Annotated in this window: 9 protein-coding genes; 3 read left to right on the forward strand and 6 right to left on the reverse strand. The window is 25.9% G+C overall.

Going from position 1 to position 14,487, the window contains the following annotated elements; all coding sequences use genetic code 11:
- Positions 1-371 precede the first annotated feature (371 nt).
- The 3 genes from Q0K19_RS05875 to Q0K19_RS05885 all read left to right on the forward strand — a co-directional run bounded on the left by Q0K19_RS05875 (position 372) and on the right by Q0K19_RS05885 (position 3,450).
- Positions 372-1,487, forward strand: a complete 1,116-nt coding sequence (locus Q0K19_RS05875) for an ABC transporter permease (RefSeq protein ID WP_297246264.1) — start codon at positions 372-374, stop codon at positions 1,485-1,487.
- A 31-nt stretch (positions 1,488-1,518) separates the two neighbouring features.
- Positions 1,519-2,472 carry an ABC transporter permease gene (locus Q0K19_RS05880; protein ID WP_047117241.1) on the forward strand — a complete coding sequence of 318 codons (954 nt, stop codon included), beginning with the start codon at positions 1,519-1,521 and terminating at the stop codon, positions 2,470-2,472.
- A gap of 705 nt (positions 2,473-3,177) precedes the next feature.
- Complete coding sequence (locus Q0K19_RS05885) at positions 3,178-3,450, forward strand: hypothetical protein (RefSeq protein ID WP_297246267.1); 273 nt, start codon at positions 3,178-3,180, stop codon at positions 3,448-3,450.
- 2 nt (positions 3,451-3,452) lie between these two features.
- Here the strand turns inward: Q0K19_RS05885 and Q0K19_RS05890 are convergent, their stop codons facing one another.
- From Q0K19_RS05890 to Q0K19_RS05915, 6 genes are all read right to left on the reverse strand, one after another.
- Positions 3,453-5,243 (reverse strand): glycosyltransferase, encoded by a 1,791-nt coding sequence (locus Q0K19_RS05890; protein WP_297246269.1) that lies wholly within the window; start codon positions 5,241-5,243, stop codon positions 3,453-3,455.
- Positions 5,244-5,374: 131 nt separating this feature from the next.
- A complete protein-coding gene (locus tag Q0K19_RS05895; RefSeq protein ID WP_297246271.1) occupies positions 5,375-5,932 on the reverse strand; it encodes a 4Fe-4S single cluster domain-containing protein in 558 nt (185 codons plus the stop codon).
- A gap of 6 nt (positions 5,933-5,938) precedes the next feature.
- The gene (locus Q0K19_RS05900; protein WP_297246273.1) at positions 5,939-7,783 is read right to left on the reverse strand and encodes an AAA family ATPase; all 1,845 of its coding nucleotides are present in this window, start codon (positions 7,781-7,783) and stop codon (positions 5,939-5,941) included.
- Between the two features lie 12 nt (positions 7,784-7,795).
- Positions 7,796-8,929, reverse strand: a complete 1,134-nt coding sequence (locus Q0K19_RS05905; protein WP_297246275.1) for a hypothetical protein — start codon at positions 8,927-8,929, stop codon at positions 7,796-7,798.
- Positions 8,930-8,938: 9 nt separating this feature from the next.
- Positions 8,939-11,476: a PIN domain-containing protein gene (locus tag Q0K19_RS05910; RefSeq protein ID WP_297246277.1), complete on the reverse strand. Its 2,538-nt coding sequence runs from the start codon at positions 11,474-11,476 to the stop codon at positions 8,939-8,941.
- Positions 11,477-11,511: 35 nt separating this feature from the next.
- Positions 11,512-14,451 carry an AAA domain-containing protein gene (locus Q0K19_RS05915; protein WP_297246279.1) on the reverse strand — a complete coding sequence of 980 codons (2,940 nt, stop codon included), beginning with the start codon at positions 14,449-14,451 and terminating at the stop codon, positions 11,512-11,514.
- Between the last annotated feature and the right edge of the window lie 36 nt (positions 14,452-14,487).

Raw genomic sequence — 14,487 nt, forward strand, 5'->3', positions numbered from 1 at the left:
CAGGGCCTATTAACGAACAAATTTTTTATAAAGGATATAAGAAATAAAAAAATTATGAGCCTATTTTAAGTTTACTTAAAATAGCCTAAAAGCAAATAATTTTTTTATAGATAAAATAAGAAATAAAAAATTTGCGAGTGCCTGACATTCGATAGAATGGCAGGGCCTATTAACGAACAAATTTTTTATAAAGGATATAAGAAATAAAAAAATTATGAGCCTATTTTAAGTTTACTTGAAATAGCCTAAAAGCGAATAATTTTTTTATAGATAAATAAAAAATAAAAAATGTGTGAGCAACAGCGAACAAGTTTTTATAAAAAATACTAGATAAAATTATTAATAATGTATTGTTATAAAAGGAGTGCTTAATGGATTTCAAAAAAAAATTGGCTGGTATTTTAGAGAAAGAAGGATTTGTTAATATATTTTCTTCTTTTCTCGCTATTATTATAGGCTTACTTCTGGGTCTTATAATACTTCTTATAAGTAATGTTCATGATGCTTTCCCCGCTTTTATGACAATACTTTCAGGAGGATTTTCTGGAGGCTCTAGAGGAATGGGACAGGTTATATATACCGCCACACCTTTAATACTCACAGGACTTTCAGTTGGATTCGCTTTTAAAAACGGGCTTTTTAATATAGGAGCTCCCGGACAATTTATAGTAGGGGCTTATGCTGCTGTATTAGTAGCAGTAAAATGCACATTTCTTCCGCCTGCTCTGCATTGGTTTGTAGCTTTAATAGTTTCTTTTATAGCCGGAGGACTTTGGGCTTATTTACCGGGTTTTTTAAAGGCTCATTTCAATGTTAATGAAGTTATTTCAAGCATTATGATGAATTATATTGGTATGTATTTAGTTAATTATCTTGTTACGCTTACAGTTTATGATATGCTTAAAAATCAGTCGCAAAATATACCTCCTTCCTCTATGATTCCTACTATGGGGCTTAATGTTATATTCAGAGGTTCAAGTGCTAACGGAGGATTCTTTATTGCTATTATAGTAGTAGTAATAGTATATATAATTCTTTCTAAAACTACATTCGGTTTCGAGCTTAAAGCATGCGGACTCAATAAAGATGCAAGTAAATATGCCGGCATCAACGAAAAAAGAAATATAGTTCTTTCTATGGTTATAGCAGGAGCTTTAGCAGGACTTGGCGGCGGTCTTTTATATCTTTCTGGTGTTGGAAAGCATATAGAAGTAGTTGATATACTTGCAGAAGAAGGCTTTATGGGAATACCTATTGCCTTGCTTGGGCTTTCTCACCCTATAGGAATATTAATTGCCGGACTTTTCATTGCTCATATTACTGTGGGCGGTTTTTATATGCAGATATATGATTTTACTCCTGAAATTATAGAGATGATTATATCGTCTATAATATATTTCAGTGCTTTTGCTTTGCTTTTCAAATCTATTGTTGGATTTATATCTAAAAAGCTAATCAAAAAAGAAGAAAAGAATGCTAATGAGTAAAGAATAGAAAATATAAAAGGAGATTTTTTTAATGGAAACAATTTATTTTTTAGTACAGCAGACAATGTTTTTTTCTATTCCGCTTTTACTTGTAGCATTAGGCGGAATGTTCTCTGAAAGAAGTGGGGTAGTTAATATTGCACTTGAAGGCATAATGATAATCGGAGCTTTTGCAGGAATATTTTTTATAAGCAGATTAGGTGCTAATTTCCCTCCTATGATTACATTATTTTTGGCTATGATTATATCTGCTTTATCCGGTCTTATATTTTCTCTTCTTCATGCTTATGCTGCTATTAGTATGAGTGCAGATCAAGTTATAAGCGGTACTGCTTTAAATATATTTGCTCCAGCTTTTGCTATATATGTTACAAGAGCTATTCAAACAGTTCAGCAAATAAGTTTTGTTAATAATTTTAGGATAGAATCTGTACCTATACTTGGAAGCATTCCTATAATAGGAGGATTATTCTTCAAAAACACATACATAACAACATATATAGGATTCATAATATTAGCTTTATCTTGGTTTGTTCTTTATAAAACTAGATTCGGGCTTAGATTAAGAAGCTGCGGAGAGCATCCTCAGGCTGCAGATTCTGTTGGTATTAATGTTTATAAGATGCGTTATATTGGAGTTGCCATATCAGGAGCATTAGGAGGTTTAGGAGGACTAGTATTTGTTATTCCTACTTCTACAAACTTTAATGCTACCGTTGCAGGTTACGGATTCTTAGCTTTAGCAGTATTAATATTCGGACAATGGAAGCCTATGAAGATACTTTATGCTGCTTTCTTCTTCGGACTTATGAAAACATTAGCTTCTGCTTATTCTGGAATACCTATACTTGCAAGTCTTCCTATATCTAACAATATATACAAAATGATTCCTTATATAACAACTATAATAGTACTTGCATTTACTTCTAAAAATTCACAGGCTCCTAAGGCATCAGGTATTCCTTATGATAAGAGTGTAAGATAAAATCTATAATTACCGCATATAAAAGGCTGAGAGTTTTTATAGCTCTCGGCTTTTTTTATTATAAGTTCTTAATTGAAAAATTATAACGCACGGTTAATACGCTTTATATATAAATAAAATTCTATTAATTTAATAATTATATATTCATAATTTAATTCTTCGTGCGGTAAATATATCTCAAATTTTAAAAAAACTTGGGTGGGCAGCTAAAATAACAGTTAAAGCAAAAAAGAAAAATAATACAAAAATATCAAAAACAAACCGTAAGCCTAAAGGGTGGGCAAATGTAATTAAAGTTTTAAAATTTTATTACATACCCCGCCCCTTCTTCTTTATAATTAATTTTTAAATTTTAATATTAGTTATCTTTATAGTTTAATTAGAAATTATAGCACCCGCCCAAGCGTTAAATAAATTTTTAACTATTTAAACGCACGATTAAAAAAAATTAAAAATATAATAAAATTTGAATTATAAATCAATATATATTCTTTGCTTCATTCTGCGTGCGATAAAAAATCAATATTGGTAAATATCATTAACAAAATATAGAAATATTAATAATAATTGCATTTTATAAATAGCTATTTGTTTTTTGTTAGTATGACAATATATTTTGTTTAATAAAATAAAAAAATATTGACTTTGCATTTTATTTAAATATACTATTAATTATGTATAATTTTTATAAATGGATGTAAAGATATGGCTAATTGTGAAGAATTAAATAACTTAATGGAAAATATAGATCATCAAATATTATTCGATAATGCTTTGAAAATAAATGAATTATTGAAAGATGATATTGTATTAGATGATATGATGAGTGAAAATTTATTTGTTTACTATTTTGAATTATTGGAAATGATAAAATCAAATCCAGAGTCTTATCAAATATCAGATATAGACAATGATGAAAAAATCAAAGCAATAAATAGTATTATAAGAAAAATGGAATTATCTTTTATAGAATTCTAATTTTATTTTTTTATAAATCCTGTTATAAAACCTTTTATAAAAAATACACCATAAGTAAGATGTGATAAAAATATACCTACAGCCTTACAAAAACCCTTTATAGGAGATAATGTACTAACCCAGCTTCCAAGCAAACATAATGCATAAAAACTATGAGGAAATAATAAAGCTAAAAATATATTTTTATTAATAGCTGGAATATAAGTATTTAAAACTTGTGGTAAATTAAAATATAAAGCAAAAGGTACAAAAATAGTATAAAGCAAAAATATTGAAGGAATGAAGTACGATAAACTTAAAGAATTTCCTCCAAATCTTTTAACAAAATATCCCCTATGCCAAGCATAACCTTTTAATTGTTTAAAATGCCCAAAAAATAAATCCCTTCTATGATGATAAACTAATGCTTCTGGAGTATATAATATTTTTTCATTTTCTTTCATAATATTATTGCAAAGTATGGTATCTTCACCAGGCCAATACTCACTGTCAAAGCCCCCTACCCTATCATAAAGCTCCCTTGTAATGATAAAATTGCAGCTAGGATAATCATTAACATACTGAACTTTATCAGGTATATATCTAGCCTTATGCTTTCCGCTCATAAGTGTAGAACTGTAAATAAGTCCGCTTATCTGTTTTGAAAAATTGTCCTTAGGTGTATTAATAGCAGGACCACCCAAAGCAGAAACTTTTGAGCTTTCCATAGCCCTCAATGCATTTAAAAGCCAATCTTTTTCAGGATATGTATCATCATCTAAAAATGCTAATATATTACCATTAGATTTTTTTACTCCTATAGCTCTTTTTATTGCAGGAGGAAGTTCTCCTGTTTCTATTATTCTTATTCTGCTGTCTTTAAATAACTCTATATTTATTTCATCTTCTGTATATTTGTCTGGAAGTATTATCACTTCAAAATTTGTATATATCTGTTCAAGTAAATATTCTGTTTCTTCTTTTATATAATCATTGATTTTTTTTAAAGGTATTATAATACTTACAAGCGGTTTTTCTTTTAACTCGCAAAATAAATCTTTATAAAAATGAACAATATTAAGCCTATAAAATATGGCTAATGTATCAATGAATGTTCTCCAAAGAATAGGAAATCTAATAAATCCAAAATGCCTATTAGGATTAACTATAACAGGAGCAGATACTATTTTTTTACCATTAGAATTGCATGCTACCAACACTTCCAAATCATAAGCAAAAGCCTTAACTAATATTCTAGGAAAAATATTTATAATAGCATCTCTTTTGAAAAGTTTTAATCCTGTTTGGGTATCCTGTATAGGAAGATGAAAAAATATCTTCACAAACATAAAATATATAAAAGATATTAATTTTCTTATATTAGAATAATTAACTACAGAATCTTTATGTCTCTTAGAACCTATAACAACATCAGCATTTTCTTTTTGCATAATCACAAAGAAATTTTCTAATTGGGAAGGATCTATTTCCATATCCCCATCACAAAATATTATATATTCTCCGCTTGACATTTCGCATGCTCTTTTTAAAGCATGTCCCTTGCCTTGATTTTCTCTTGCATAAATACCTATTATATTTTTTAAATTTTTATTTGTATTATTATTTTGAAAATTAGTACATATTTTTTTTATTTCTTCTTTTGAATTATCACTACTTCCGTCATCAGAAATAATTATTTCAAAGTTCATAAAAAAAGGAGAAACTTTTTCTATAAGTATATTTATATTTTTTTCTATTGTTTTTTCTATATTGTATACAGGAACTAATATAGATACTAATTCATTTATTTTCATACTTTCTGCTTTTTATAATTTTTTCTTTATATCTATTTTAGATAGAATAATAATGAAATATTATACAAAAACTATATAATTTGTAAATATGTGTATACTTGAAGCATAGCATGTTATTTAAACTCAGAAGGTCATCCATTAATTTGAAGTTTATTATTATCTATAATAAATTCAATTGAAACATATCCCTTATAATTATCAAAATCTTTCTGAGTATAAACATCAGTAAAAAAACATATTTTCTGATTGCTTGAACCTATAAAACCTCTCTCTTCATCATAAAGATCATCTACATATTCACCATCTATTAAAACATCAGTGTATTTTAATAATTCTAAAGCTCCGTCAAAGTTTGAAGTATTAATTTCTTCTAAAGTATATCCGCTGAAAAGTATTACAGATAAATCATTTTCTCTGCACCATTTTGCAATATATGATAAACCTTTAGACTGCAGTATAGGCTCTCCTCCAAGTAAAGTAATGCCCTCTATATTATAATTTGTTTTACTGTATTGTATTTGTTTTATAATATCATCGCAATTTACTATATGCTTTTTTATTATAGGCTGCATATGAGTGTTGCAGCAATTTTGGCATCGCTTCATGCAGCCTTGAGTCCATATAGCAAATCTTTTACCTATGCCTTCAGATTCAGTACATTCTCTTATACTATTAATATTCAAAAACATAATAATTTATTCTAATTCAAATTCAAAATCTGCCCTTTTAGGATTAAGCTGTACTATTTTTATTGTTCTTCCCTGAAGCGAATCTATATTTTCAAATACAAAATTTGAAAGAGGATTAATTATTTTACTTTCAAGAACATTCAAAACACCACGCCCACCATTTTTTATATCAACAGTTTTTGATATTGCTGAATATGCATTCTCTTCATTTTCAAATTTAATTTGAGCTTTATATTTTTCTCTTATAAACGTTTCTATAGATTTGAATTTTCCTTTAGCTATATTATTAAGGAAATCAGTACTATCTATAAAATTAAAAGGTACAATATTATCTCCAACCCTATTTAAAAGCTCCGGTCTTTTTAACTCTTCAACAAAATGTCTTTTTACATGCTCTAAAAACTGCTGATATACTTGTTCTTTATCTGCAGTGTAATTTATTTCACTTGCCCCTATATTAGAAGTAAATATTATAACAGATTCAGAGAAAGACATTGTTTCACCTTTACCGTCTGTTAATCTTCCGTCTTCAAGTATTTGTAAGAATTTATCAAGTATCCTTCCATGTGCTTTTTCTATTTCATCAAATAAAAGTACGCAGAAAGGTTTTTCTTTTATGGCATTAGTAAGCTGTCCGCCTTCCTCATAACCTACATATCCCGGAGGAGCTCCTACAAGTCTTTGATCGCTATGTTCATGGTTAAACTCTGACATATCAAATCTTATACAAGCAGTTTCATCTCCAAATAAAAATTCCGCTAAAGATTTTGCTAATTCTGTTTTACCAACACCAGTAGGCCCTACAAAAAATAATACGCCTTTAGGCTTTCTTTGTTTTGAAGAATGCTGTATTCCAGAAAAACCTGTAAATGCCCTTATTATTACATCTTTTACTTTTTCTATTGCTTCATCTTGCCCCTTTACTCTTAAAGCTAAAGTTTTTTCTATGGTAGCTAATTTACTTTTACTTAAATCTTCCCAAGAGCTTTTTTTCTCACCATATTTATATAAATTAATTATTTTATCAGCACTTAATTTAGTATCCAATTGCATTGAAAGCTTCATTATTTGTGCTATATCTTTAAGTTTAAATCCTTCCAAAGAATCTATAAAATCATTTCTTCTGTTTTCATCTAATGGCGGATCTAAATTTATTAAACTTTCATTATTTAATATAAAATTTTCTCTTTCAGGTCTTGCCGGAGTTGGTATATTAATGCAGCTTACATCAGGATTATTTAAATAATATGATGAAGGTATTGTTGAGAGTTTATTTGTAATTATGATTATTGATCTTTTTTGTTCTTTAAAATCATTATCAAACATATCATAATTCATAGATTCTCTTAAAGCCTTTCCTATTATAGAAAGCCAATTTCTTTCATTTTCTGATAGAGAAGCATTAGCACCAAATATATAATCAGAATAATCTATAATAAAACATATACGGTTATTTGATTTTGATTTTATTTGCTGAAGCACATAATTAAAAAACTCATTAATATCTTTGTATTTTGGACCTTTATTATTATTGTTATTATCTGTTAAATCATCATCGCCTAAATCATAAGCATTGCTTGGAGCTTGATTTGCTTTTTCTTCTCCAAATGTTAAATTAGAAATCTTTGAAACATCATAATCAATTCCATCAACTCTATCCCATTTTATCACATTATTAAATTTACTGTCTTCATTCAAAATTTTAATAATATAATTTGAAATATATTCATATTTTCCAGTTTTTCTATTTCTTATTATATCAGAAGAATTTCCGCTTAAAATAATAGAACCTTTTAATTTAGAATCTCTTATGAATCTTTCAATCCATAAATCAATTTTTCTCTCTTCCATAAATAAAACTCCTTATAATGTTCTTTCATTATGCTTATCAATATCTATGGCACCTTTAGATATTTTGTCAGGGTTTTCCCATAATACTTTTTTATCAGATAATTTTATAGAATAAATTTCTTCCAAATCTTTATTAAATTTATCTATATCCTTAACGCAAGTCAAACCTTCATAATTATCAAAAATATATTCCAATTTTCCATTAAGTCCAACCTTACATACAGCTCTTTTTCCAGAAGGTTTTTTAGCTATTATTCTTACTATTCCTCCGTTATCATCTTTTATAAGTTCAGGAGCTGAAACTTCAAACTCACTTCCTTTTAATGATTTTATTATAGATTTTACTACCTCTTTTCTCACTTCTTCTGTTATTCGTATATCATCTGTTTCTTTATCTATTATTTCAACATCTTTTACTACATTCTCAATATTATCTGAAGAATTATTCAAAGACTCTTTAGCAGTTTCTATCTGTTTTAATAATTTATCTCTTTTTTCAATATTCTCCTTGCTTTCTATATTTTCTTTTTTTAGATTATCTTCAATATCTTCTATTTTTGTCTGCAGTACTCTTTTTTCTCTCTCTTTTTCTTTTTTTGCTCTCCATTCGCCTGCATTGGCATTAGCTTCATCTATAATGCTTTTTATTCTGCTTTCTATATTTTTACTGTGAACACTCATTTCTTTATCTGTAACACCTTCATCATTTAATAACTCATTTCTAAACATGTCAAATTTATCTCTAGCAAAATCAATTAGAATAATATCGTTTATAGCACTTATAGTCTTATTAAAATAATCTAAAACTGCCTGTTTATTTTTATTTTTTTGTTCTTTTATTATTCTTTCTTCTTCTCTTTTTCTATTCAATGCCTCATTTCTCAAATAATTTATATCAGAAGATAATTGATAACTTAAATTTCTTGCTGCAAAAGGATCTGTATTAACAATTCTTTCTATATTTTGAATTTCCCCTTTTATATTTTGTATAGATACATATTTATCAAGACCTTCATTAATAATATTTTGTATAGAATCTCTATGTCTTGCAATAGCATTCATTACATCTCTTTGAGCATTTTGTCTTGCTAATTGCTCCTGCCTTTTTCTTTCTAATTCATAATAATAGCTATCATGATGACTCATAATTCCCCCTTATTTTTTACTATTATTTTTTTTATTCTCATTCTTTTTATTATTATATTTTTGACTTACATCTTTCTTATTAGAATTATTCTTTTTGAAATCTTCCAAAGAAATGTATTTTATATTTTGAGAATCCGCTTTAACTTTTAAATTATTATCATCTGTTATAAGAACAGCATCTTTAGCTAAAAACTTCATTGCAGTAGCTAATATTTTATTATCATTTTTATTTTTATCAAAATCTTTAGGCAATATACTGTTATCATAATCTTCTTTTCTTATGTTTGCTTTATTATTATTATCTTCTATATTTCTTATAGCTTCTCTAGCTTTGAATTTTATATCTTCATCTTCATTTGTTTTTAATTTATCTAATTCTTCTATAACTGTAAGAGGTATTACCAAAAGAGTTTTGCTGTCTATATATTCAAATATTTTTGGCTCATTCATAAGTACATTTGTATCAACTGCATAAACTTTACTGAAATTATTTATTGATTTATCATTGAGTTTATAAACTGCTGACTTTATGCCTTCTAATGCTGAATTAATAATACCATTATTTTTGAAGTCTTCTTTAGTGACTTCAAGTCTTGATGAGATATCTTTTAATATTTTATCTATATTATTTAAATTATTAAGTATTTTATCCTTATCTTTAGAAGTTTTGTAATATTCTATTATTTTAGGGCTTAAAGATGAAGCTGATATATTATTATAAATATCTCCTTGTTTTAATTTTAAACTTTCTTCTATGCTTTTTATATTATTAGCAAAACTATTAATAGATTTTTCTATAGATGAATACTCTTCAAATCTGTATTCTGTATTAGACATATATTTTTTCATCATATCTATAAATGCATTCTGATATAAGTTTTTAGATACGCTGTCAAGATCTTTAATTTCTGCTTTTATATGTTTTAAATAATCAAATAAAGCATTCAAATCATTATAATCTATAGACTTTATATTATTCTTTTTTATAATGCTTAAATATAATTTTGAAATTGCATTATTATCTAATATTTTACTATTAACTATAGGCATCAAATATGATATCAATAAGTTTATAGTTTTTACATCATTAACTTTTTGATTATTTGAAAGTATATGATTGATAATATTTACAGACTGATTATTATCTAATCTTAATTGTTTAGCATTATAAATAATATCATTCATAAAGTTTAGAGCATCATCAATTTTTTCTATATAATTAAATAAGTCTAAAACATTATTTCTAAATGCTTCAATGCCTCCAATAATGAGAGATATTAATAATATTCTTGCATCTTTTATTTTGTATTTATTTATTAACTCTGAAGCAATTTCATTAAAATCATTCTGATATAAAACAGAATATCCTAAACTAATAATTCCCTCTCCAAAATCATTATGAACTCTGAAATTTGATATGCATGCATTAGTTTTATCTTTGTTTAATGCAATACAATTTTCTAATATCATATCATCTTCAATATATAATGTCATTTTTTTATCTTTTATATCTATAGAAAAATTATCATTTCCGCATACCAATAAAAGATTAGAATTAGATTTTATTTCATCTTGATATAATTTTTTATTTACTATAACAAAATCTTTACTACCTAATATATTTTTTAATTTTTCATCAATTTTTGAAGTTTCATATATATTAAGTATTTTAGAGAAATTATTATAATTAAAATCATATAAGTCTAAATCATCATCATAATTGTTTTGTAATGTTTCTACACTATCTATATTTTCTATCAATAATTTATTAAAATCATCATTATTTTTTCTATCTCTTAATTCTACTTTACCATCTTCAAGTAAATATATTCTGTCATTAAAATTTTTCCAAAGATAAAAATAACGGCCTCTGTCAATATCTCTTATTTCTGAAGTAGGCTGAAGCCAGGAAAATTTATTTTTATTTTTTAATTCTTCTAATATAGATTTTGCTCTATTAAAATCAAATATATCATCGTCGTCGTCATCATCGTCATTATCCCAATCATCATCATCTTCTTCATAGTCATAATCATCGTCTTCATAGTAGTCATCATTTTCTTCTGAATCATCATCTGCCAATTTTATACCTTTGGGAAAATTATCAAATTTAAGTTTATCATCATATAAATCAAATTGATTTTCACTTATATCATAAATAAAATCCACACTGTCATCTGCTTCTTTTCCAGGTATTAATCCTTTTGCCTGAAGTTCTTTTCCTGAATCTGTAAGCCTTATTTGAGATAATGAAATACTGCTTAAAGATGTATTTTCATCTATATACAAATCACTTTCTATGGCATTTAAATTAATCAATTCAATAAGAGATGGTAATACCAAAATATCAGAATCTGGTATAAAAAGCATATTCTCAAGTATTGTTTTAATGGATATAGAATTGTATTCATTGTCATTATGGTATCTATTTATTAATTCTAATATAACCCATTCTATAGTAGTGGATTTTCTTGATGTAAAATGATATACAATAGAATTATATTTTATATAAGGTTTAGAAAAAGATATTGATGATATTTCTTTCATAAATTATTTCCTTTATTATCTGCTATTATCTTTTATTATTTTTTAGAACTATTATTATATTCGTTTAGTATTACATCCGCTTTTTTATAATCTACTACAGTATCGCTTTCAAAAACACAGGCATTTCTATATAAATAATCAAGTATTTCTTTATATACTTTTCTTTTTGTTATTCCTTCTCTATCCATATTAGGAAGTTCAACATTTAATTTTTCATATAGATTTTTTGCTCCTACTATTATTAAAGCGTTTTGAGCCCTTGAAAAAGCAACATTTACCCTTTCAAAAGCAGTAATATGTTTAGATTTTGATTTTCCTGTTTGAGGATTTCTTACCAAAATTACTATTACTATTTCTTTTTCTTTACCTTGGAATCTGTCAACGGTGTTAATATCTATGTTTATAGCAGAAAAATCAAATTTTCTTCTCTCATTTTTTAACATTGCTCTTAGTTTATTAACCTGCAATTGATATAAACTTATCACACCAACTTGAACCTTTTTTTCTAAATTTAATTTCTTATATGCTACTGCTATTTGCTTTAATAATTCCATAACTATATGTGCTTCAAGTACATTATGAATAGATGTGCTTGTCTGAGTAGTTGATTCATATATAGAGGCTTTTTTATTTTGGGATAATTTTATTTCGGAAGAATCTATCCAATAAGCATGTCTATCTCTTTTAATAAATGAAAGTCTGTTTGTTCTTTTTATTTCCAATTGATGGTCTTTAACTGTATCTTCTTTATCTTTTGGTACACCTGCTTTTAATCTGTTTTCATAGAATCTATTTATTATTTCCATAATATGGCTATGCATTCTGAACTGAGTTAATAATGAATGCTTTATCTCATTAGGTGCTTGTTCAAAATAAGTTTTAAATATTGAAGAAGTTACCATATTTTCGTATTTATTAAAGTTTTCTTCTGTAAGAATACTTTTCACCTGTTTATTTTCATCTGTATCTTCTATTGTATCAATAATTTCTTTATATGATTTTTCATACTCTCCGAAAAGAGGAGGAAGCTGTCTATGGTCGCCTACAAGTATTACTTTTTTCCCTCTAAGCATAGGCATTAATAATTCAGGAGGTGTTGCTTTACTAACCTCATCTATTATAACAACATCAAATGCATTAAAGCCTTTATCTTCCAATGTTTTAGTATTTTCAGTGCATGACATACCAACTACATTGCATGAATTTATATATGTATCTTTAAAATATTCATTTTCATAATTGATATCTATTTTTTCTAATCTTTCATTAAAATCTTTTATGAAAGAACCAAATTTATTTCTAAAATCTTTTTGATTTTCTAAAATTTTTTTAGCTTCATCTCTTTTTGAAGATAAAACATTATAAATTTCATTATTAGGAGTTTCATCTGGAATATTTGTTTCTTGTTTAATATTTCTTATTTTTTTCTTATCTTCATTTATACTATTTATTAAATTATATTCATCTTCATCTATAGTTCTTATTCTGCCCTCAGCTGTTCTTAACTGACTTTCTAATTCTTTTGTATCTTCTGCTTTCAATGAATTTTTATAAGTATTAGAATATTCTTCTATATTATCAAATACTTTTTCTATTTCATCTATTTTTGAAATATTTTTATTTATACATTCTTTTATAATATTAGTATTATTAGAATTGTTATATTCATTTATTATACTTTCATCTAATAATGCTTTATAAGTTTCTTTTAATTCAAAACTATTAATTTTTAATTCTGCTCTCTCTTTTTTAAGCTTCCTAAATTCTTTTGAAAGTTTATCATAATCATCATCAGATATATCAGGATCATTCATTTTATCTCTTATTTCATTTATTCTATTTTCTAAAAGAAGTACTTCAGGAGAGTTTTTAGTATTACCGGAAGATTCTATATCCTTCTTCATATTATTAAAGTAATTAATATTTTTATAAATACCTTTTAATCCTTTTGTAAGTATATCTTCTGACATATTATCTATATTAAGATTAATAGTATCAATTTTAATCTTTTCTAGAGAATGAAGTTTATCATTTATATTGTTTAATATTAAATTAATATAATCTTTAGGAAGTACAAATTCAACATCATTATTTTCTTTATTTTCTTTTATCAATTTAGTAAAAATGTTAATTTGATTTTTTATTATATTTAAATCATTATTTTTATTTTTTATATTATTAATCTCTTCATTTAAATTACTTATCTCATTACTTAAGTTATGTTTTTCTTCTTTTAAATTACTTAATTTACTTGTATACTGATCTATTCTTGATAAATACTGATTAATATCTCTCAAGTATAAATCCAAATTATTTACGATTTTTTCGCTTGCTTCCCAATTATTTAAATACTCATTTTTTAATTTATCAGATATATTACTGAAAAAGAAACTTAATACTTTATTTTCAGTCATATGTTCAATATCTTCTGTACTTTTTTGGGCATTAAGTCTTATAGCCCTTATAATAGGTTCTTTTGCTAATCTTTCTAAAGCATTATCAACAGCTAAATTGGTTTGAGAAGCTATTAATACTCTTTCTCCTCTTAAAGCAAATTGATATATTGCCTCAGCTATAACTGTAGTTTTACCTGTACCCGGAGGGCCCTGTATTAAACAAACATCTTTAGTAGCAAGCATTTTTCTTACAGCTATATTTTGTTCTCTGTTATTTTCTATTCCTTTATTAAGCCATTTATCTATTTTTATATCATCAATATTTGGTATTTCTGCCTTGCTTATATCGAATAACCATAAAGGAAGATTAGGACAATATCCTTCATCTCTCTTTAAACTTGCTATTGACTCTCTAAGTCTTCTTATTAAAGCAAAATCCCCTACAGCAGATAATGCTATAAAACCATCATCATTGAAATATTTAAATATATTTTCTTCTACATACTGTTTTATTTCTTCTTTTGATAAATCTCTGTCTTTTATATCATCTAAAGTATCTTCATCTAATTCAAAAGCCATTTCTATAAAATAAGGATTATCTGAAATTGACTCTAT

Source organism: uncultured Brachyspira sp. (genome assembly GCF_944393015.1).
GTDB lineage: Bacteria > Spirochaetota > Brachyspiria > Brachyspirales > Brachyspiraceae > Brachyspira.